General features: G+C 32.7%; 24 protein-coding genes. 2 read left to right on the forward strand and 22 right to left on the reverse strand.

What is annotated here, in order from left to right:
* The 10 genes from J2S15_RS13855 to J2S15_RS13900 form a co-directional block, all read right to left on the reverse strand.
* A complete protein-coding gene (locus tag J2S15_RS13855) occupies window positions 1-1,005 on the reverse strand; it encodes a MerR family transcriptional regulator (protein WP_307409317.1) in 1,005 nt (334 codons plus the stop codon).
* Window positions 1,006-1,098: 93 nt separating this feature from the next.
* Window positions 1,099-1,851, reverse strand: coding sequence for a DNA alkylation repair protein (locus J2S15_RS13860; RefSeq protein WP_307409320.1), 753 nt, complete (start codon window positions 1,849-1,851; stop codon window positions 1,099-1,101).
* Window positions 1,841-2,446 (reverse strand): TetR/AcrR family transcriptional regulator, encoded by a 606-nt coding sequence (locus J2S15_RS13865; protein ID WP_307409322.1) that lies wholly within the window; start codon window positions 2,444-2,446, stop codon window positions 1,841-1,843. The genes J2S15_RS13860 and J2S15_RS13865 overlap by 11 nt, the downstream gene beginning before the upstream one ends.
* A gap of 111 nt (window positions 2,447-2,557) precedes the next feature.
* Window positions 2,558-4,009 (reverse strand): glycoside hydrolase family 1 protein, encoded by a 1,452-nt coding sequence (locus J2S15_RS13870; protein ID WP_307409324.1) that lies wholly within the window; start codon window positions 4,007-4,009, stop codon window positions 2,558-2,560.
* 42 nt (window positions 4,010-4,051) lie between these two features.
* Window positions 4,052-4,537 (reverse strand): VOC family protein, encoded by a 486-nt coding sequence (locus tag J2S15_RS13875; RefSeq protein ID WP_307409326.1) that lies wholly within the window; start codon window positions 4,535-4,537, stop codon window positions 4,052-4,054.
* A 1-nt stretch (window position 4,538) separates the two neighbouring features.
* Entirely contained in the window at window positions 4,539-4,988 is a 450-nt protein-coding gene (rpiB, locus tag J2S15_RS13880; protein WP_307409328.1) for a ribose 5-phosphate isomerase B, read from the reverse strand.
* 1 nt (window position 4,989) lies between these two features.
* On the reverse strand, window positions 4,990-5,469 hold the full coding sequence (locus J2S15_RS13885; protein WP_307409331.1) for a PTS sugar transporter subunit IIA: 480 nt from the start codon (window positions 5,467-5,469) through the stop codon (window positions 4,990-4,992).
* The gene (locus tag J2S15_RS13890) at window positions 5,469-6,929 is read right to left on the reverse strand and encodes a family 1 glycosylhydrolase (protein WP_307409333.1); all 1,461 of its coding nucleotides are present in this window, start codon (window positions 6,927-6,929) and stop codon (window positions 5,469-5,471) included. The genes J2S15_RS13885 and J2S15_RS13890 overlap by 1 nt, the downstream gene beginning before the upstream one ends.
* A gap of 226 nt (window positions 6,930-7,155) precedes the next feature.
* Complete coding sequence (locus tag J2S15_RS13895) at window positions 7,156-7,632, reverse strand: ribulose-phosphate 3-epimerase (RefSeq protein WP_307409335.1); 477 nt, start codon at window positions 7,630-7,632, stop codon at window positions 7,156-7,158.
* Between the two features lie 41 nt (window positions 7,633-7,673).
* Window positions 7,674-9,005, reverse strand: coding sequence for a PTS transporter subunit EIIC (locus J2S15_RS13900; protein ID WP_307409337.1), 1,332 nt, complete (start codon window positions 9,003-9,005; stop codon window positions 7,674-7,676).
* Window positions 9,006-9,286: 281 nt separating this feature from the next.
* Between J2S15_RS13900 and J2S15_RS13905 the strand changes: the two genes are divergently transcribed.
* Window positions 9,287-10,303 (forward strand): LacI family DNA-binding transcriptional regulator, encoded by a 1,017-nt coding sequence (locus J2S15_RS13905; RefSeq protein WP_307409339.1) that lies wholly within the window; start codon window positions 9,287-9,289, stop codon window positions 10,301-10,303.
* 42 nt (window positions 10,304-10,345) lie between these two features.
* Here J2S15_RS13905 and J2S15_RS13910 read toward each other — a convergent pair whose 3' ends face one another.
* Both J2S15_RS13910 and J2S15_RS13915 read right to left on the reverse strand, forming a co-directional pair.
* On the reverse strand, window positions 10,346-11,098 hold the full coding sequence (locus J2S15_RS13910) for a GNAT family N-acetyltransferase (RefSeq protein WP_307409341.1): 753 nt from the start codon (window positions 11,096-11,098) through the stop codon (window positions 10,346-10,348).
* A gap of 10 nt (window positions 11,099-11,108) precedes the next feature.
* The gene (locus J2S15_RS13915) at window positions 11,109-12,083 is read right to left on the reverse strand and encodes a helix-turn-helix transcriptional regulator (RefSeq protein ID WP_307409343.1); all 975 of its coding nucleotides are present in this window, start codon (window positions 12,081-12,083) and stop codon (window positions 11,109-11,111) included.
* A gap of 184 nt (window positions 12,084-12,267) precedes the next feature.
* Between J2S15_RS13915 and J2S15_RS13920 the strand changes: the two genes are divergently transcribed.
* On the forward strand, window positions 12,268-12,861 hold the full coding sequence (locus J2S15_RS13920; protein ID WP_307409345.1) for a hypothetical protein: 594 nt from the start codon (window positions 12,268-12,270) through the stop codon (window positions 12,859-12,861).
* A gap of 51 nt (window positions 12,862-12,912) precedes the next feature.
* On the opposite strand, the gene J2S15_RS13925 is transcribed toward J2S15_RS13920, so the two are convergent.
* The 10 genes from J2S15_RS13925 to J2S15_RS13970 form a co-directional block, all read right to left on the reverse strand.
* Window positions 12,913-13,386, reverse strand: coding sequence for an IolE/MocC family protein (locus tag J2S15_RS13925; protein WP_307409347.1), 474 nt, complete (start codon window positions 13,384-13,386; stop codon window positions 12,913-12,915).
* A gap of 16 nt (window positions 13,387-13,402) precedes the next feature.
* Window positions 13,403-13,894: a PTS sugar transporter subunit IIA gene (locus tag J2S15_RS13930; RefSeq protein WP_307409349.1), complete on the reverse strand. Its 492-nt coding sequence runs from the start codon at window positions 13,892-13,894 to the stop codon at window positions 13,403-13,405.
* Window positions 13,881-14,864 carry an ROK family glucokinase gene (locus J2S15_RS13935; protein WP_307409350.1) on the reverse strand — a complete coding sequence of 328 codons (984 nt, stop codon included), beginning with the start codon at window positions 14,862-14,864 and terminating at the stop codon, window positions 13,881-13,883. The genes J2S15_RS13930 and J2S15_RS13935 overlap by 14 nt, the downstream gene beginning before the upstream one ends.
* Window positions 14,861-15,511, reverse strand: a complete 651-nt coding sequence (locus tag J2S15_RS13940) for a histidine phosphatase family protein (protein ID WP_307409352.1) — start codon at window positions 15,509-15,511, stop codon at window positions 14,861-14,863. The genes J2S15_RS13935 and J2S15_RS13940 overlap by 4 nt, the downstream gene beginning before the upstream one ends.
* A 24-nt stretch (window positions 15,512-15,535) precedes the next feature.
* Window positions 15,536-16,522, reverse strand: a complete 987-nt coding sequence (locus J2S15_RS13945; protein WP_307409354.1) for a sugar phosphate isomerase/epimerase family protein — start codon at window positions 16,520-16,522, stop codon at window positions 15,536-15,538.
* A gap of 9 nt (window positions 16,523-16,531) precedes the next feature.
* Entirely contained in the window at window positions 16,532-16,966 is a 435-nt protein-coding gene (locus tag J2S15_RS13950) for a C-glycoside deglycosidase beta subunit domain-containing protein (protein WP_307409356.1), read from the reverse strand.
* Window positions 16,967-16,978: 12 nt separating this feature from the next.
* Window positions 16,979-18,082 (reverse strand): Gfo/Idh/MocA family protein, encoded by a 1,104-nt coding sequence (locus J2S15_RS13955; protein ID WP_307409358.1) that lies wholly within the window; start codon window positions 18,080-18,082, stop codon window positions 16,979-16,981.
* Window positions 18,083-18,100: 18 nt separating this feature from the next.
* Window positions 18,101-19,015, reverse strand: coding sequence for a sugar phosphate isomerase/epimerase family protein (locus J2S15_RS13960; RefSeq protein ID WP_307409360.1), 915 nt, complete (start codon window positions 19,013-19,015; stop codon window positions 18,101-18,103).
* 9 nt (window positions 19,016-19,024) lie between these two features.
* Entirely contained in the window at window positions 19,025-20,077 is a 1,053-nt protein-coding gene (locus tag J2S15_RS13965) for a Gfo/Idh/MocA family protein (protein ID WP_307409362.1), read from the reverse strand.
* Between the two features lie 146 nt (window positions 20,078-20,223).
* Window positions 20,224-22,542 carry a GH39 family glycosyl hydrolase gene (locus J2S15_RS13970; protein WP_307409364.1) on the reverse strand — a complete coding sequence of 773 codons (2,319 nt, stop codon included), beginning with the start codon at window positions 22,540-22,542 and terminating at the stop codon, window positions 20,224-20,226.
* Between the last annotated feature and the right edge of the window lie 46 nt (window positions 22,543-22,588).

Genomic DNA, 22,588 nt, shown 5'->3' on the forward strand with positions numbered 1-22,588 from the left:
TTATTTTTCTTTAATTGGAAATAGTAAATCCAATTGCATTTCCTGCATTGGAAATCCTTTTCTCGCATAATTATAAAAATTCAATGTTTCTTCTAAACCTTGTCCAAATAAGGTTTCCTTTGACTGCCAGCGAGATGATCCCCAATCATTATCATATTTATCACTTTCTTTGACCCAGTCACCTAATAATCGCCAGTCTTGAAAGTCCCATGAGCGCAATACATGGGCAGCATACAAACCACCTTTAAACTCTCTTCTTACAAATGGTTTAGGGATTTCCATATCATCAGGTACACTCACCCACATTTCATAGCGATGTGATTTTCTTCCAATCTCTGGCTCCTCGATAGGACAGTCAAAACCAAAACTTCTTAAATCTGGTTTGATATCTAATAAGTTATTATCAACTACAAATTGATTAATCAAATCACCAGTTACTCCTTCGCATCCTTCTCCAGAAGCATATACTGCTGCCATTGTCATCGGAGGTAAGTAAATGATACGAACATCTTTATCTGTTATCTTACTTAAACTCTGATCTGCTTTATTTAATTCTTCCATTGATATTTCCTCTTTCACTTTCTTTATCTGATTATCTGAAAAAGAAAGAGATCCTATAACTGAAAGTAAAGTATCATCACTTAACAAATGCAAACTTACATCTGTCTTTTCTCTTATTTCCTCTACAAAACGTAACAATATAGATTTCACTGTAGATAATGCTGTAATCTCATCATCTAACTGATCAATGTTTTCCCTGAATATTTCCACCACCTGAACTGCATCTGAATTATTCAATATACGGATAATTTGTTTCACAGGAATTCTTAGCTTACGTAAGACGATTATTTGCTGTAAACGAGTTAAGGCATCATTATCATAAACACGATAAGCATAGCCTTCCTTACGTAGGCTATGAAGCAATCCTACTTGTTCATAGTAACGAAGCATCCTTGTCGATACTCCATATTCTTTAGACACCTGACTTACTGTTTGTAATTCCATCACTTACCTCTTTCTTAATACTGTTTATATCGTAAAGTGCGACACGGTGTTTGAGTCAATACCTATTCAAGAACTAAACACAATTTACTATCATTAATTATTATTTGCTTCCAACTTCTTTCTTTTTGTTCTTGAGCCATGCTTAATCACCCACTGACATTCTTTACTAACAGGTTCAACTGACCAAGTACGAACTATTTCTTCAAATTTATCTGGAACCTCTCTAAATAAATCATTTAAATTATTAGCAACACTCTTTTGTGTTGTTTTATCTAAATCATCTTTAAGATTCGTTAGTAATTCAACATACATATCATAGTAATCAAGTGCAACATACATCTTTTTTGCCCAAGGTAATCGAATTCGAATACATTCACTAGCTAAACGCCGAACTCTTTTATTACCATCCTTACTCCATTCTAATAATAACTTCATTGATCTTTCTGGGTACTTTAAAATAATTGGTCGCATACAATACTCACTGGTAAATCGTTTGGTAAGTTCCTTACTGAACTGCGTACTAACTTCAAAATCAACATCACCATATAGTTCAACATATCTTCCAAGTGGCCATAACCAATATCCTTGCGTAAACATTCCTAGACTACCTTCTAGTTCAGGTCCTAATATCTTTGTAAATATAGCAATTACATCTGCATACTCTAATTGCAGTGTTTCATGTAAGGATTTTGCAAGCAACTCCTGTCGATCATTAAACTCAAGTTGTTCAAGATTTTCTTGAAGTAAAGAAATAAATAATTCAGTATTAAAATCAGGATAAACTGACTTCAACTTCTCAGCTAACATATAGCTATATTCAATATCATAGTAATCTTTAACTTTCATTTTCATTCACCTTAAGTCCTTTTAATAAATGATTGATATACTCATACATTTCTTTTTTTCTTATCATCTTAATTTCAGCAAGATGTAAAGATAAATCATTTAGTGCACCAGAAATCATATGAGCAATCAAAGTAGTATCTAAATCAACTAATACTCCTGATTCTTTTACAACCTCTAATTGTTCCTTAAGCAAAGTTACTGAATTCTCATTATCCATTTTTCGCCAGTCTTCCCATTCAACAACATTCAGTGAATCTATTAACAATATTCGTTTGTTTGACTCAAGCGTCGCTGCTTCAACAAAACCAATACAACCTAAGATTAACTGCTCCCATACATCTTCTGATGTCATCGCTTCTTTCTCTACGTTTTCTCCAACTTCGTTTTGCACCTGACTTAACACAGCAAGGAATAGTTCTTTCTTATTTTTAAAGTGATGGTAAAGTGCACCTCTTGTCATATTCACTTCTTTAACAATCGCCTCTAAAGAAGTCTTTTCAAAACCATAAGTTGAAAAATGTCTTCGTGCTATTTTAATTAAATTATTTGTAGTTGCTATAGAAGCAAGATTATTTTTATTCTCTTTTGTTTCCATTCTATAGTAACCTCCTTTTATCTAAACAATAACATACATACAGTATGTATGTAAATATAATTAGCAAATAAAAAGGTGTAATGTACGATACATTACAACCTGTTTAAACTATTATTTTAGTAGTGATTCTAACTCAACACCATTGGTTTCAATTACTTTTTTATACCAATAGAAAGAGTCTTTTCTATGTCTTGAGAAATCTCCTGTTCCATCATCGTATCGTTCAACAAATATAAAACCATATCGTTTAGCTAACTCACCCGTTGAAGCACTTACAATATCAATACAACCCCATGTTGTATATCCTCTAAGATCTACACCATCTTCTGTTGCCTCTTCCATTTGTTCAATATGTTTTCTTAAATAATCAATTCGATACTCATCATGAATCTTACCATCTTCGCTAATTTCATCATAAGCACCCAGACCATTTTCGACTACATAGATTGGCAACTGGTAACGATCATAGATTTCATTCAGTGCAATCCTTAATCCAATTGGATCAATTTGCCATCCCCAATCACTTGCTTTTAAATTAGGGTTTGGAACTCCACCTAGTAAGTTTCCTTTTCCACTTTCAATCGTTGGATCAGCAGTTTGACAACTAGACATATAGTAAGAGAATGTATAGAAATCAGCTGTTCCATTTTCCAGTATCTCTAAATCTTCATCATTTATATTAATTTCAATATTATTCTTTTTGAAGTAACGCCAAACATAACTAGGATATTTACCACGACATTGAACATCACCACAAAACCAATTTGTAATTTGACTCTCTTGCAGTGTAGCTAATTCATCTTCAGGATTACAAGTTAATGAATAATATGGAATAAAAATTTGCATACATCCTATCTGATAATCACTACTTATTTCATGAGCCATCTTAGTAGCTAATGCACTTGCAACAAACATATGATGTAATCCCTGGAAACGATGATTAGGAATATCTACCTGATCATGAAAATCCATTGTCTTAATTTCATTTAGTATTCCCTGATTCAGGAATGCTCCCATCTTTGTAGTTGCACTATTGATTTCATTGAATGTCAGCCAGTATTTTACTTTACCTTTGTATCTTTTGAAGATTGCTTCACAATAGTTTAAATAACAATCAATTGTTCTACGATCTACCCAACTGTTCCATTTTTTAGTTAAGTTAAATGGTACTTCATAGTGAGAAATTGTTACTAATGGTTCAATATTATACTTCAGACATTCATCAATAATATTTTCATAGAACTTTAGTCCTTCTTCGTTAGGTTTCTCATCATCACCATTTGGAAATATTCTAGTCCAGGCAATTGAAAAACGATACATTTTAAATCCCATTTCCGCAAATAATGCAATATCTTCTTTATAACGATGATAATGATCAACCGCATCATGACTTGGATAAAAAGTTTCTTTTTCCAATTCTGGAGTTATTCTTTTATGTACACTTACATTTCCCCCTGTACACAAATCAGGACAAGCAATACCTTTTCCACCTTCTTGCCAAGCTCCTTCAAGCTGGTTTGCACAGGTAGCACCTCCCCAATAAAAATCTTTTCTAAAACTCATGCTCACGCTCCTTCCAAGTAATACATTTACTACTTATTATTTTTAAAATTCTTCTCTATATCCTAAAACCTGAAGTGACTCTTTTGTATACTGCATAATCTCAAACTTGTTTCCATCAGGATCTTGTAACCACATTTGATAAGTCCCTGTTGGTCCCTTACTGATTTCAGTATCAAACTCAATTCCTTTTGCTTCCATCGCTTTTCTTGTCTTATATATATCATCAACAAGTAATGCAAAATGAGAATAATCCATTCGCTCATTCCACTTACTATGTTCAATCTGATTTTCCATTGCTGGGAAGAACTCCAAAAACTGACCTGGTGCTATTTCAATATAGATAAACGCTGTATCATTTTCATCTTTTGTTTCTGCCATTTCAGCAAACGGCCCTCTTCCTGTTCCTTTATATAAACCAAATGGAATTACCATTTTTGCTTTTAACCCTAATTTATTTTCATAAAAATCGCGAATTGCATTTAAATCTTTCGTAAAGAATGATACATGCATAATTGATTTAAATTCCATTTTATCTCTGCCTTCTTTCTATTTCACTAATCATATCAATTCGGCTTTGATGGCGTTCACCTTCAAACTTACCTGATAACCATGAATCAACAATCATCTTTGCTAGTTCGCTACCAACAACTCTGGCACCAAACGCCAACATATTAGTGTTGTTGTGTTCTCTTGATAATTTAGCACTATATGGTTCTGAACAGACTACACATCTGATTCCATTTACCTTATTTGCGGCAAGACTAATTCCAACACCAGTTCCACAAATCAAGATTCCTTTATCTACTTCATTATTGACCACTGCATTGGCTACTGCTTCACCACTCAGTGGATAATCAAATCGATCACTGCTGTTGGTACCGAAGTCAATCACTTCATAACCATAAGTCTCAGCAATATACGTTTTAATGATTTCTTTCATCTCAACAGCAACATGGTCATTTCCAATTCCTATTTTCATATTAATTAACCTTCATTACTTTCTCACCCAAAACTTTTTCTCCTAGATTTTTTTCAATGTCTGGATAGTCATCTGAGTTGGTAATGACAACCATTAGGGTTGCATCATAACCTTTTTCTTCTATCTTTTTAAAATCGACATCAACTAATAGATCTCCTGCTTGTACCTTCTGGTTTTGTTTAACATGTACTTCAAATGGTTCCCCATCTAATTCAACCGTATTAATACCAATGTGCAGAAGGATATCGATGTTGTTACTGGTTTTAATTCCTAATGCATGTTTGGTTGGAAATATCATTGTTACTTCTCCATCAACTGGAGAATATAATTCAGAATCACTTGTAATAATTCCAATTCCATCTCCTAACATTTTTGAACTAAACATCTCATCATTTGTATCTGTAATATCAATATAGTTACCATTACATGGTGCTGTTAATTCACTGGATGAAGTTTTCTTAAATTTATCAAACAGTCCCATTATAAAATTTCACCATTACTTTCTATTACTTTCTGATACCAGTAGAATGAGTCTTTTCTAATACGACGAAGATTTCCATTTCCTTTATCATCCATATCAACATAGATAAATCCATATCGTTTATCCATCTGACCAGTTGAGAAACTTACTAAATCCAGACAACCCCATGTTGTATATCCAAATAGATTCACACCTTCTTCAACTGCTTCTTTCATTGATGTAATATGATCTTTTAAATACTTGATACGATAGTCATCATGAATCTTGCCATCATCACTTAGCTTATCATATGCACCAAGACCATTTTCAACTACAAACAATGGTTTCTGATATCGATCATTTAATAGATGTAAGAAATATTTAAATCCAACAGGATCCATCGCCCATCCCCAATCAGAATATTCCAGGTATGGATTCTTAGTACCAATAAAGACATTACCTTTACCTACTTCTCCTTCATCTTTGTGAGTTGTAACACATAACGACATATAATATGAGAAGGATATAAAGTCAGATTGACCTTCCATTAAAATCATCTTGTCTTCATCACTAATCTTTAAATCAACACCTTTTTCATTCCATATTCTTTTTGCATAACTAGGATAGTAACCTCTCAACATCGTATCTGCACAATATGCAAAGTTATCTTGGAAATATTTTTGTGCTTCCAACACATCTTTTGGATCACAGGTAAATGGGTAATCACACAAGCCTGCAATCATACATCCTACTTTCATATTCGAATCAATCTCATGAGCCAGTTTTACTGCTTTTGCTGCAGCTACCATCTGGTTATGTAACTCTTCATATTTTATCTGATTTACCATCGTGTTAAATCCTACTTGGGTAAAGATAAGATGTACATTAATTTCATTAAAGGTAATCCACTTATTAATATATTGACCATATTCTTCAAAACAAACGTTTGCAAAGGCAACAAACTCATCAATCATTGAACGATTTGTCCACCCTCCATATTCTTTTTCAAAATATATTGGTTCATCATATTTGTATAACGTAATTACTGGGTCTATATTATATTTTCTACACTCTTTAAATACGTTATGGTAAAATTCTACACCTTCTTTGTTTAATCCGCCTTTGGTACCATTTGGATAAATTCTTGCCCATGAAATTGTTGTATTAAAGGTTGTGAAACCCATCTCTGCAAATAAGGCAATATCTTCTTTATAGGTATGATAAAAATCAGATCCTACATGATTGGTATAATGAATGTCATCAAATAACTTATACTCTGCATCTTTTGGTATATGAGAAGTAATTGGAACACTACCTTTACTTCCATTATCATTTTGATAATATACTTTTCTATTTTTACTGGCTGATCCTGCAGCTGCATAATCTACCTGAACAGGCGCTTTTCCACCTTCATTCCAAGCACCTTCTACTTGTGCTGCACTAATGGAACCACCCCACAGAAATTCTTTAGGAAAACTCATTGTATTCACTCCTTTACATCTGTTAATATAGTTGTTATCGTAATCATTAGTATTTATAGATCTCTCAAGTTATGAATTAAGTCTTTATAACTTTCATCTTTATTAAACAAAGCACTTGTTCCTAAGATAAAGCCATCTGCACCAATCTCTTCACATTCTTGTATCACTTGTGGTGAACAGGAACCATCAATCATAATCTTGAAATGATAAGCATCTTTTAGTGATGCTAGTTTTTTATTTTATCTTTTGTGAAATCAATAAATGTCTGTCCTGCGAATCCAGGATTCACAGTCATTACCATGACATAATCAACAAGATTCAGCATTTCCATAACCGTTTCAATACTGGTATCTGGATTCAGCGCAATACCTGCTTTCACTCCTCTTGATTTAATGTATGCCAAGGTCTTTATTACATATCGTTCACTTTCTGGATGAATGTAGATGATATCGGCACCAGCATCAATAAACCAATCTACTTTCGATGATGGATTTTCAATCATTAGATGACAGTCAATTGGTTTATCACTATACTTTCTGATTGTTTTGATATCCATAATTCCCATTGTCATATTAGGAACGAATGATCCATCCATAATATCGCAATGAAAGATATCAATTCCTGCACTATCTAATGCGATTACTTCATTCTTCAGACTTCCATAATCAGCACACATCATGCTGGGACACAAAATTCTTTCCATCATAATTCCTCCTCTTTTAAAGAAAGGCAATTTTCATTGCCTTACTCCATGCTATCGTTATACCCAAAGAAATAAACTAATACTGCTGCAAGTACAAATGCTACTGCTGTACCAATTAATAAGAATTCAAATCCTTTGTCATTCATAAAAGCAGTAAATGTTAGGATTGAAGGAATAACAACTGCTGTTCCTTGCGCTCCACCTAAACATGTAATGGATGCTCCTACAGCTCCTGCAATACCACCCAATACCATTGGACGTTTATATTTTAAGTTCGTACCATAGATACTTGGCTCTGTAATCCCAAATGCTGCTGTTAATGCTCCAGTACCTGCTGCTGCACGAACATTTGCTTTTTTCGTTTTTAAGAATACTCCAAATGCTGCTCCTGCCATACAGAAGTTAATTGGTCCAACCATTGGAATAATCATGTCATATCCAAGAACAGCTAAGTTTGTTAAGATAACTGGCACAACTCCCCAGTGAACTCCAAAGATAACCATAAAGTTCCAACTGAACCCCAATACAACTCCTAATAAAATTGGACTAAAACTATATAAGTTAGAGAAAATTGTACTCATCCATGAAGATACTTCAGCGAAGATTGGTCCAATTACAATAAATACAATAGGAACCAATACTAATAAACATATAAATGGCATAAGGAATGGATATACAAATTCTGGAATAATTCGATTCAATACTTTTTCTAGTTTTAATTGTAAATAAACAGTAAATATAATTGGTAATACTGAACTAGCGAAACTGCTTACTGTAAATGTAAGTCCAAAGAATGATAAGTCAGTATCTGTTAATGCTGTAATTGATGGATAAAACATTGATCCAGCAATAATTAATGAAAGGAATTTATTTGCCTTAAATTTTTCAGCTGCTGTTACTGCCAATATAAATGGCAAGAAATTAAACACTGCATCAGATGCTGCATATAGCAATATATAAGCTCCACTTGTTACATCTAAAATTGCAAAATATTCTAGTAAAGATATAAAACCTTTTAATACCCCTGCACCACACATAACAAGTAACATTGGTGAGAATATAGAAGAAATTGTATCGATTGCCATATCCAATGGATTCATTTTCTTTGTCTCAACGACTGTGTCAGATAAATCTAATAATTTTTTAACTTCTTCACACAAGATAGGAACTTTACTTCCAATAATGATTTGGAATTGTCCTGCTCCTGTTACTATTCCCTTTACTCCCTCAAGTTTTTCAAGTTCTTCTTTTTGCACAAGACTATCATCTTTTAATTTAAAACGTAAACGTGTAGCACAATTGAATACTGAAGCTACGTTATCTTTTGATCCAATTAATTCAATAATCTCTGCTGCTAAAACTTTATACTCCATAATGTCCTCCTTGGGTAATCGATTCCTTTGTGGAAATCGAAATAAATAATTAATGCAATCGATTGCTCACCTATAGAATAAACCTATTTATTTGTATTGTCAACACAAAATGCAATCGATTGCATTTTGTTGTCTAAAATGGATAAAGTCTTTAAATAAGCAGTATATGTATAATTGTTATGTTATTTTATACTCTTTCTACTTCTATTATAACGCAAATAAAACAATCGATTGCATTGATTGTTGGAATTTGTTATAATAATCACAGAAAGGGTGATATTATGGCTGTTTCAATATATGATATTGCAAAAATTGCTGGCGTTTCTGCTGGTACTGTTTCAAAGATACTTAACAACAAAGGAAAGTATTCTCAGGAAACAATTGATAATATAAAGAAAATTGCTGAAGAACAGGGATATGTTGTAAATCAGACTGCAAAAAGTCTAAGAACGGCAAAAACGAATACTATAGGTATTCTGGTTCCTAATGTAAGCAATGATTTTTTCTCTACTATCTGTATGGATGTACAGGACTTTTTTCATGAACATGGGTATACGAGTTACTTATGTAACACGCATGATGATCTTAATTTAGAAAAAGAGTATCTGCATGACTTGGTTCAAAAGAAAGTAGATGGAGTTATTAATGTTGCTGGTATCCTAAGCCAACAGGAAAATATGTTAGGTAACATCCCTGTTGTCAGTATTGATCGGGAGCCATTTGATGAACAAAACCCTACCCTTATTACCAACGACTATTATAAAATCGTATATGATGTAAGTGAACATCTTATTAAACAAGGGTGTAAAAAAATAATCCTGATTACATTAGAAAGTTTTAATGTATACAGAACCAGTGAAAATGGAATCTTAACTGGATTCCAAGATGCTTTGAAAGCTCATGATTTACCTTATTTCGAACCTACTAGTATCTTCAGATTACCTGGACAAGATAAGAGTTATATTGAATCCGAAATTTTAATTAGCGAGTTAATTAATAATAAATTAGAATTTGATGGAATTGTTGCAACTGGAGATCGTTTGGCATTAGGTGCACTTACTGCACTAAAAAGAAATAACATTGATATTCCAGGCAAAGTAAAACTAGCAGGGATGGATAACTCTCTATATTCTCAGTTACCTACTCCTTCCATTACTTCTGTTGCAAGAAATACAACACAACTTGCTAAAATTGCATCTGAGTGTTTATTAAAACTTATTAATAAAGAAGCGTTGGATGATACTAAAATTATCGTCGAACATAATATAATCGAAAGAGATACAACAAGAAAATCGTAAACAAAAAGCAAATGATAGAAATCACGCTCTATTCATTTGCTTTTATTTTTTTAAAATCCTCTTAACATGAGAAATATCCAATAGATTTACTGTTTCAAACTTACCTTTATAGAAAATTCCCCAGTTGTTAAATACACATGGTAATTCCTTTGCCATCTGTAAAGTATCAACTTTAATTAAAGATACTGGAATTTTATTTTCTTTACAATATGCTTCTATCTTTTCTACACACTGATAAATGTATGGACACTGCATATCATAATAGATTGTAAGTTCTTGCCTATCAATTATTTGCTCTTTAGCATGTTCACTAAATCTTGGTGTTGTTCCATCAAATGATAAAGCCAGTAATTCATACCCATCAGCCGTTGTATCAACAACCTCAAACCCAAACTTCTTGGCAAACATCTGATCTGCAAGCCATGCTTTTTGCTTCTTCGCACCAAGCATACAAATACCTGACTTCCCTTTCTCCTTTGCATCATTAATGCAGTACTCCATTAACGCTTCTCCATAGCCTTTACCTCTGCATTCACTACCATATACCCATAAACAGTAAATGTAATAATAGTTATCACCTACAATTGGTACCCAGGCAGTCTCTAAAGGTGCATACTCAATGAACCCAGTTGCTTTCGCATCTAGTTTCCTAAATATATGACCTTCGCTTAATCGCCCTGACAACCATTGTCGTTTTGCTTCAACACCTGGATGTTTTTTCTTAGTTCGAATAATACAACACAAGTGTTCATCCGCAAGGTTTTCAGTTGTTAAATTAATAAAATCAGCACTCATTTACCTACCATCACTTTCTTCTTTTTACTGGTCTGATATATTTCCAATATCGCTGTGGATCATGATAGAAATAAATGATTCTATCTGGTGTAGTAGTATCAAAACAATACTCACTATCGGAAGATTCAAAAGCTGTCATTTGTTTTTCTATCTCTTCTTCAATCATTAGACTTTCTTTTTCATAATCAAATGGACCATGTTCAAACACAATGTATTCTGCTTCAGGTACATCCATTATCAAGAGTTGCTCAGGCACTTCACCATCATAGTCAATCGGTAGACGAATCCCATAGCTTTCGGTTCTAAGAAAGCCCCAATCACAAAGTCTGCCTTTTGGATCATTGATATATGCTAGAAGTTGACCACTGCCTGCATTTGCTTCACTACCACCATCATCATCTAATTTTCCTTTGATGCTGTCAAGTAGTCCACAAATAGTTTCACAGTCCTGACCTGGAATTTCACTCTGTTTTTCCCAGAAATCCCAGTATCCATTACTTTCATAATTCTTAATATGCATATACTTATGCGCTGGAATTGTTACATAATATACTTTAATATCAGATACTGACTTTATCATACCCATTTCCTCAACTCCCAAAAAGTAACGATCAAATGTATTTATTTTTGTACGTAACACAACTGGTTTCGGATGTTTTCTATACTCTGTTGGTGAAACCCCATAAATTCTTTTAAATGCTCTACTGAATGCTTCATGAGATGAAAATCCATAGCTAAATGCAATATCTGAAATGTGCTTATTACTATCTCGAACTTCTTTTAGTGCAAAAGCTAATTTCCTGTTCTTAAGATAATCTCTAAATTGCATACCTGATATCTCTTTAAATTTTCTGGTTGTATGAAACTCAGAATACCCTAACTTATCTGAAAGATAATGTAGGGTTAGTTCTTCATCATTATAATTCTTGATGCACTTATCAATTTCATCAATGATTATCTGAATTTGTTTTCTCCATTCATTCAATTGCTTTCACCTCTTTTACTTGCTTTATATATATATTATATAAAACTTCTAGAAATATTGCTTGATTTTACTTGCTATTATTAAAATATCAAGCAACTTTTATAAGTTAATAAATAATTCTCTGAAACCATTTGTATATAAATAAAGTGTTATTTATATAAGAAAGATTTTTGAAGGTGATATGATGAAAAAACTATTAATTATGTTTATAGTTATTTTTTTAACTGCATGTAATATACAACCCAAGAATTCCACAAGCGTATATGAGACATTGACAGATGATGATTGGGATATTTATCTAGGTACGATGACAGATCAGCCATATGGTTATAAATTTTTAGGTATTGAAAAAGAAACAGATGATGAAACAATTTATATTCATATTTTTTATGATATTGAAATCGAAAGTGATAATATTATGATTGAATCTTATACTATTACAACATCTTATCGTTCAAATTCTAACAGTTCACAATTTAGAAATACCGAAAGTCACGTATATGAGGCATTAAGTACAGACACAATTAATCAGTCCTTTTACTATGTATCAGACACAACAAATAGTATAAGTTGCAACTATATACAATCGAAAACGGATGGTAACAGATATAGTAATGATTGCGATGAAGACATAAAAGAAAAGTATCTAAGTGATTATATAAATAATCCAAATTCTAAAATTAGTAATATACTTGAATATTTAGATATTAGTAGTGATGAATTTGAAGTTTGGTTTAGAGAATATATTATAGAATATGAAAGCGATCAAAATAAATAGATTATGTAAAAAAGTTATAGTTTAAAATCATTTACTATAACTTTTTATTGTTTAATATTCATTTGTTTTTAATAATAACTCTACCTTCTTATCATTGGCATATAAGTAAATTGGATTCCATGTTTTCTTATCTATTTCCATAGTATAATAATATTTTTTTGTTTGATTACATGTAATAATCGTAATTATTTTACTTATGCCTAATAAGTGAGCTGCATCAATCATTTTATAAAGGTGCTGAATATATTCATCACAATTTTCTTCATTCACTTCAACAACACTGGGTTGATAAGATAGAGCTGATATTTCAATGTTCTTATCCTTACAATATTTTTTAATTTCCATGGACATTGCATAATTAATGTTTTCAACATCTATATGACAAGCATCTGTTGTTTTTCTATGAGACTTCCATCTAGGACAACAAGAAACTTCTAAAGAAGTAAACTTGTTTTCTGATGCAAAATCAACTACCTCTTCAAATGTCATATCACTACAAGTTGTAGTATCCAATACTAGCCTCATAAAGTGCTCCTTTATATTATTTATTAATTTTGATTACACCAACAGATGATTGGTTTTCAACTGTTTCACTCTCACAGAGTTCAATTGTTGCATTATCTTTTAAATTTGTAATAACTACAATTACAGTTGGATCAATATTTAATTCTTCCAACATTGTTAAGTTCATTTTTACTAACTTTGTTGATTTTGTAATCTTTTGATTTTCTTTCACATAGATTTCAAATGGTTTTCCATTTAAATCAACTGTGTTAATACCAATGTGTAAGATTACTTCATCACCATTGTCTGACATAATTCCAATCGCATGTTTTGTTGGAAAGATACTAACAATCTTACCTGCTACTGGTGAAGTAATAAGTTCTTCATCTGGATACACTGCATATCCATCACCCATCATTTTTTGAGAAAACATTGGATCGTTTACTTCTTCAATTGTCATTAATCTACCAGATGCAGGAGAAAACAAAGTTGTTTTTTCGCTTACATTACTTTTTTTAAATAGTTTCATCATGCTTTGTTTCTCCTTTAATTACCATATATGCTGCACCTGTTATCCCAGCATCATTACCTAAGGTAGCTAATTTTATTTTAGTCGAAGTTTTTACAAGCGGAAATGCTACTGTATTAAATACGCTTACTATTTTATCTAATAGCATTGTTCCTGCATGTGATACTCCTCCACCAATAATGATGCTTTTAGGGTTTAATAAATTGGCAATATTACCACAAGATACACCTATGTCATATGTAATCAAATCTACTACTTTGTTAGCTAACTTGTCATCTTGTTTTGCCAGATCAAATACTGTTTTCGCAGTAATGTCTTTATTCTCTTTTATCATCTTGTTTAGCTGTGAAGATTCGTTGAAGTCTTCACTTTCTTTTTTTGCTACATTCACAATTCCAGTTGCACTGGCAACACTCTCTAGACAATTGTCGTTACCACAGGTACAAGTAAAACCATAGTTTAAATAGCTTCTCATATGGCCTATTTCACCTGCACTGTTGACATTTCCCTGAAGAATTTTATTGTCTATGATAACTCCTCCACCAACACCTGTTCCCAGCGTGATAAAGACGACACTCTCATCATTAGAGATATTGCCTTCCCCATAAGCTGCACAGTTCGCATCGTTAGTAAGATAAAGTGGTATTGTTAAGCCTTGTTCATTAAATGTTGTTTTAACATCTTGTTTATCTGACCATCCTAGATTAAACGCATTACATACGGTACCATTCTCATTATCAACAACTCCTGGAGCACCAATGCCAACACCTAGTAAAGAGTCTACTGTTAACTCATTTTCTTTCAGAGTTTGTTTAATTGAGTCACACATATTCTTTAAAATATGACTCCCATTACTTGTAGTATCAGTTGGAATCGCCCACTGATGAAGCAGTTTTGCCTGATCATTGTATAAACCAAATTTTGTAGTAGTTCCACCTAAATCAACCCCAATTACTCTGTTTCTTTTCATTCGTTGAACCCCACTACTTTTCCTTTTCCATCAGTAAATTCAATCGTTGTCACTCCAGAATTTTTCAGTTCTTGTTTAACTGGAATACTTGAGTCTACCATATTCACAATGGTACGAATCACATTCCCATGGGTAACTATCATTACTTTACTATCTGAATTTTTATTATCTTTTAAAACTTCAGCAACACCTTTATTGATTCGCTGTTCAAATTCTTTTTGACTCTCTGCTTCTTTTGTTTTGTCTACTTCTTTTAAAGCATCAGCTATTTCTTCCAAACTTAAAGTCTTAAAAATATCACTTACTTCAATATTTAACTTCTCTGCAATCATTCCATAAACATAATCGGAGAAACTTCCATCAAGAGACCCAAAGAATGTTTCTCTGAATTCTTGCTTAGGGATGATGTTCGTCTCATTCCTATAAATATTTTCTTCTTTAATTAGTTTCGCTGTTGTTAGTGTTCTTCCAAGATCACTTGTATAAATAACATCAAACTTCTGGTTTAATAATCGTTTACCAGTTGCAATTGCGTCCTGGATTCCTTGTTGCGTTAATGGTGCATCTGACCAACCTTGCATCTTTTTATACTTATTCAAATAGGTCTCCCCATGACGAATAAAATATAACGTTATTTTATTACTCATTGTTTACACCATATCCTTTTATACCTATTTACTTAGAAGCGTTTCTAATTGTTTGATTTGACGCTTGGTAAACTCTGTACCACCACAAAATAATTCATCTTCATATTCACAAATCAAATAACCACTAAACGCAGAGTTCTTAATTACATCCATAATTTCAGGATAAGGAATACTTGCTTCTACACAGTCTTCATCCAAGTAATGAAATTTACAATGCATTTCAAAACAGTATGGTAATAAATCTTCCAGTCCTGCTAATAATTCAGGTAATTTATCTTTACTTTTGAATTGAACAAACCCATACATTCCTTGTAATGTTGCATTAATTGCAGGATGTGCTCCTGCCTCCATTAGTTTTGCTCTTGCTTCTTCAATATCTACTTCGTCATAGCGCATTTGAGCAGCCATTTGTAAGTGTTCCTCGCTTACACCCGCTTTTATTGCTTTCATCCAGTGTGGCTTGTTTGGAGCGATTGCAAAGCAACCAAAGTCTGGAATAAACCCTAAGTGTTTTGAACCTGTCTTTTTGATTACTTCTAAATACTTCATCATATTTGGTGACGTAGGTGTTTCAGGATTATGAATCTCAATTCCTACTTTCACATCATATAACTCTGCATATGGTGCCAGTCTTTCAAATGCTGCAGGTGACAACATATATTGTGCACGCATTACTTTACACCCTAATAGATTTGCTGTCTTTAAATCAATAATTGCATCTGCCAACATTTCATCATCATTTAAGTCACGATCATGACGCATTCCACGATCATTGTTCGCTCCATAACCGACTGGACCAATTCCATATTTTTCTTTTAGTTTTGTTACCAAGCCTAAGAATTCATCACTAACATTTGGATAAGAAGGAATCATTTGGGTTCCTACAATTTCATACCCAGTTGCACCTGCCAATGCCGCTTGCTTTACACATTCTTCAAAATCATATTCATATTGTGCATATTCTGTTCCATAACAGAATAATGTAGCACCTATTTTAATATTGTTATTCATCTTATCCTCCTATTCCTCGATACTTACTTTCAATACATCTCCACTGTCCAGTGGCATATAACTATGTCCTGGACCAATATTCATATATGGAACACGTAGCATTAGTTTTAATTCAATTTCATGGTCACCTACAGGTAATCCATCTTTGCTTATAACATGAATTGTTGCTGGTTCTACCTGACTCCAAAATTCAGTAACAGCATCTTTCAGTTTGTAGATTGGCAGTTCTTTTCCACGATATTCAAACGTAACTGCTTCCTGATTCACTTTGTCTCCATCAATATATACTTCTAGTAAATCGATATCCGACAAATAATGTCCGCGATAATATGCTAGTTGAACATCAAAACTAAATCCATTACGTTTCTTATTAATATACATATCCTTAAATGAATCCTTTTTTATAATTTCATCATTTATTTGCATTCTCATTGCGAAAGCCATATTCTTTCCTCCTTAAAATCTTACTTCTTTGTTTTCTTTAGCTGATTTATAGATTGCATCTAAAATCTTAGTAACTGCTAATGCTTCTTCTGGTTTTACTAAAGGTTCAGTTCCATTAGCAATCGCTTCAAACCATTGTTTTGCGTCGATGGAACCTTCTTCTCCACCTCCTCCACCAAAGTAAGCTACTCCTCCTACTGGTGATAATGTTTCTTCCATTAACTGGTTATTCTTTCCACGATTATAAATTAACTCATTCTTTGAATAACTCATTCCTGAATGAATTTCTGCTCCTGCCTTTGTTCCACAAAGAGTTGTAGACGCTTCTCTAGATTCAAGAATATTTAATGCCCAACTTGCTTCTAAGTTAATTGTTGCTCCATTTTTCATCTTTACAAATCCCATTGCTGAATCTTCAACTTCATATGTTTTTGGATCCCAAGGTCCAAATAGGTTTCCTTCTGTTGCTTGTTCTAATCCTCCAAGCTTATAGAATACAGAACCAGATACACTTTCAACGTCATAATTATTCATACACCATAAAGTAATATCTAATGCATGAGTTCCAATATCAATTAATGGTCCTCCACCTTGTGCATCTTTATCCATAAATACTCCCCATGTAGGAACTCCTCTACGACGGATTGCATGTGCTTTACCATAATAAACATCACCTAGTTCACCATTTGAACAAGAAGCATGTAAATTTTGTACTTCTTCACGGAAACGGTTTTGGTATCCAACTGTAAATTTCATACCTGATTTTTTCCAAGCTTCTACCATTTTTTCAGCTTCTTCGGTACTATGAGACATTGGTTTTTCACAATATACATGTTTTTTTGCTTCAAATGAGGCAACTGCAATTTCACTATGTGATACGTTTGGTGTACAAATATGTACAACATCTACATCACCATTCTTTAATACTTCATGATAGTCTGTTGTTACTTGAGCACCTGTAACACCAAATTCAGCTGCTGCTTTCTTTGCACGTTCTTCGACAACATCACAGAATGCTACCATTTCACATAACTCTGCATTGTTCTTTAATGCTGGGAAATGTTTTTGATTGGCAATTCCCCCACAACCAATAATTGCTACTCTTAACTTTTTCATATGTTTTCCTCTTTCTTTCTATATAACAAAGTTTCTTAAATATTTTGTACTAATTGTTACTGCTTTCTTTGCATCTTCATATGTCTTTTCAAATGCTTTGTCTTCTACTTCAATACATGTGTATCCATCAAATCCAATATCTGTTAATGCCGATACATACTTACCCCAATTAACATCACCTAACCCTGGTACTTTTGGTGCCATATATTCAAGTGGTGTTGCCATCACTCCAACATCTTTTAGTTTTTCAGAGTATACTTTGATATCTTTATAATGCACATGATAAATACGGTCTTTAAATTCGTATAATGGTGCAATGTAATCAATTTGCTGCCAAATAAAGTGTGAAGGGTCATAATTAATTCCTAAACGTTTAGTAGGAAGAATTTCAAATACCTTTCTCCAGTTTGCTGGAGAGGTCATAAGATTTTGTCCCCCTGGCCATTCATCACTTGTGAACAACATTGGACAGTTTTCAATTGCGATATTCACATCACACTCTTCTGCCACTTCTAAAATTGGATTCCATATGGCTGCAACATCTTTTAGATTGTCATCTACTGATTTCTTTGGATCACGCCCAATAAACGTTGTTACTGTTTTTACACCTAACTTGCTAGCTGCTCTAATTACTTGCTTTAAGTGGTTTACATAATACTCGCGTTTATCTACATCTGGATCCATAGTATTCGGATAATATGCTAGAGCAGATATTTCCACTTTCTTTTCCTTGCAATAATTTAATATTTCTTTTGCTGTTTGATCATTTAAGTTATCTACATCAATATGTGATACTCCTGCGTATCTTCTTTCTGCTTTTCCTTTTGGCCAACATGCTACTTCTACACATTCCAGACCATTCTCTGCAACAATATCAATCATTTCTTTAAAATCACTCTGATCTAATATTGCACTCACTAATCCCAGTTTCATAATTGCCTCCTATTTCTCAAATAATATTGCTTCATTAGTGTCACTTGATTTCCATACTGCTTCCATAATTGAAAGCACACGACGTACTTCATCAAGTTTTACGATTTGTTCTTCTTTACCATTCAATACATTTACAAAGTTCTGATAAAAATCCGTCCAGTCCGTTTCTACTTCTGGTAACTCTTCTGAATATAGAGCACCTGCTGGTTGTGGAGCAAACTGTCTGGTAGGTCCTGCAACTGTTTCTGCAATCTGTGCAGGAAGTTTATCAAGTAACTCGCTTGTTCTCCAAATTTCTCCATCACAAGCAAACGTATTAATTTTTAATGTACCTCGATTACCTGCTACTAACCAACGTGGTTGATAGTTTAATACATAAGTTCCTAACTCAATGTGATATGTAATACCATTATCAAACTTCAAAAGAATCTTAAAGTAATCATCTACTTCATCATTAATAATGCTTTTCAAATCACCAAATACACTCAATACTTTGGCACCTTTCATCATCTGTAATGCCTGATCAATTAAGTGAACTCCCCAGTCATACAACATTCCACCACCATACTTTTTATACAAATGCCATTCATGAATTCTTCCATTTGCTGTATGTAGTTTTGATTCAATCGTGAAGATATCACCAATCATATGTTCTTCATATACTTTCTTTGCAATTCTAAAATCACGATCCCACCGACGGTTTTGATGCACTGTCATAATGACATCATTTGCTTTTGCAGCAGCAACCATTTCATCAAACTCCTTGGTATTTAATGCCGCTGGTTTTTCATCAATAATATGTTTACCAGCATTCGCTGCTTTGATTGCGATCTCCTTATGTAAATGGTTTGGTACTGTTAACAACACTGTATTTACTTCTTCATTCGCCAGTAAATCATCTACATTTTTGTACACTGGATAACCTAAGTCTTCTGCTTCTTTTCGCTTAGTGTCATCAATTTCACATACTGCACAAATTTCAACACCTTCTACACGGGTTGCATTTTGTTCATGCCATTTTCCCATGCCTCCAAATCCAATGATTCCTAGTTTAACGTTCATAATATTAACCTCATCTTTTCTGTCTTCATTTTATAAATTTTAAGGTTTTTATTCTTCTCATTTTTTATCATTCGCATATCGATTTTAATCCCAAAAATATTGTCTAAAATAAAAAAAGACAAAATTCATATCACGAATTTTGTCTTTTACTTTTTAATTAAATCACAATAGATAGTTGTAATTTGATTTGATAACAAATCCACATCCAGGGTTAATACCTGATTGGTAACACTTACCTGTTTAATTGCCAAATCAGGACTTGCTTTCCTAGCCAGGTGGTCAATATCTTTACTAGTCACAAAGTTAAGATAATTCCATTTCTTCCACTCATCAATCAGACTTCCACACTCACTGCTGATTGTGAATGCACGTACTTCATACTCACCATTTTTGACTCCACTAAGATGAAAACGCATAGACTTTGATTCGTTGTGAAACAACTGATTCACATCATTCACATGAATCTTATCTTTCTTAAGATACATTGATGGTTCAACCTGACAATAATTGTTGCATAAAATTGACATATTACAGTCATCATCGATTGTTGCTATATAACTATGTTCTTTCTTAACAATATTATCTTTTAAATGGTGGTAGAATTTATAACCATAGAATGCTGGTTTGTATAATCCCTGTCTGGTTAGTAATCCATAAGATCCATTTAGTAACTGATTTGTATTCTTGGAATCTATTACTAAGTCACTTAATCCATCATAGGCAATAACGTCTACTTCATCTGATACACTTTGCAGACTTTTAACTACATAAGAACCCTTGAAACATGTATCATTCACATAGTCAGGATATTGCTTTGAGTAATTCCATGATGTTACGTATAGAGGTAAATCTTCATATTTGGTATCCACTAAACGTTCTTTTACTAACATAACATCATCATAAAGTTTATCGTTATTACCTAAATCTTTTAACTGTGAAAGCTGTGGTATTGTATAACTGACCATGGATACAAAATCCAGTTGCACATTTGATGCTTCTAAATCTCTGAAGAAGTTTGGTTTATCAGTATCATTATTGTAGCCTACTCCTCCAATTGTGAAGTTTGTACTATAGCTCTTCAACAACATAAACACTGCCTTATATAACTTAATATATCGAGTACTATTTAACCCACTATGATTACTTAACTCAAACATGTACTTTCCTACATTTAATAACATAAACTGGTTAATAATATAAGCAAGGAACTTTCTAAACACTTCTTTAAATACCATAATATATTCTTCAAATTGTTCATCACTTAGACTTGTTAATTCATAGCCTTCAAATGAAGGTGTCTCTAACTCAATTAATACTTGTATATTATTTTTAATAAGAAATTCAAAAATATTTTGTATCTTATCATAATCTAAATATACTTCATCATTTTCAATAGACACAATATCCTTACTAAAGATATCACTGATTCGAATGTACTCAATTCTCAATGATTTACGTGTACGAAGCACCTGTTCTTGAACACTGGAAACTAACAATTTGTTTGCAGGTCCAAAGTTCATCATCTTGGTTACTTGTAATCGCTGAGGATAAGAAGTTGTTACATCAAGTGTGATTTCTTCATTGATACGTTCTTCAACATATTCGTAATTAAACTCTTTCAGTTTTTCAACAACCTCTAAGGTCTTATCATCCTTTTGTTCGATTTGATGGGTTTCTTGATACTCTTGACGATAAGTAGAAGGTGTCACTTTATACTCTTCCTTAAATAATTTGTTAAATGCAGTTGTACTGGCAAATCCATGATCAATTGCAATCTGCGTTATATTCTTATCTGTATTCTCAACATCTTCAACAGCCTTCATTAAACGTATATGATTTATGAAATCTACAAAGTTCTTACCTGTTTCACTTTTAAAATATCTGGAGAAATAAGAGGATGACATAAAGAAATGTGATGCAATATCATCAAGACTTAAGCGAACATTATAGTTTGTATAAATATACTTTAGAATACTTTCTAAACGATTGTCATAATCATCTTCTTCAACTTCCAGATGATAGTTACTTACAAGTACATCCAGAAACTTAAATCCTAATTCATAATATTTATATGGATTCTTTTTATTATCACTTGCGATTGCAGATATAAGTGTATTGATGGTCTGCTTAATCATCGTATGATTAAGTGCAGCATTTTTAACTGAATTACAATCAAAACGAATTGCATTGTTCTGCAGAGAATCTCTAAGAATATACAATGGAATTTCAATCTCACAAAGCATTAATTCTTTACTGTTTTGTTTCAGGGTAAACTTTTCACCATAGTTAACTAAAATGAAATCATCTTTCATTAACTTAAACGGTTCTCCATCCACCTCTACAATTACTGATCCAAATACAACATAAAAAAATACAATATTAAGATCATAATGTCGGTAATCTTTAATATCACTTATTATCTGAAATCCACTCTTTGAATCAAAACTATTGAATATGTTGTACATAATAAAACCTCTCTTTTATAATATCAAATCTATATGCAAAAAGGTA

Source organism: Breznakia pachnodae, from assembly GCF_030814225.1.
Lineage (GTDB): Bacteria > Bacillota_I > Bacilli_A > Erysipelotrichales > Erysipelotrichaceae > Breznakia > Breznakia pachnodae.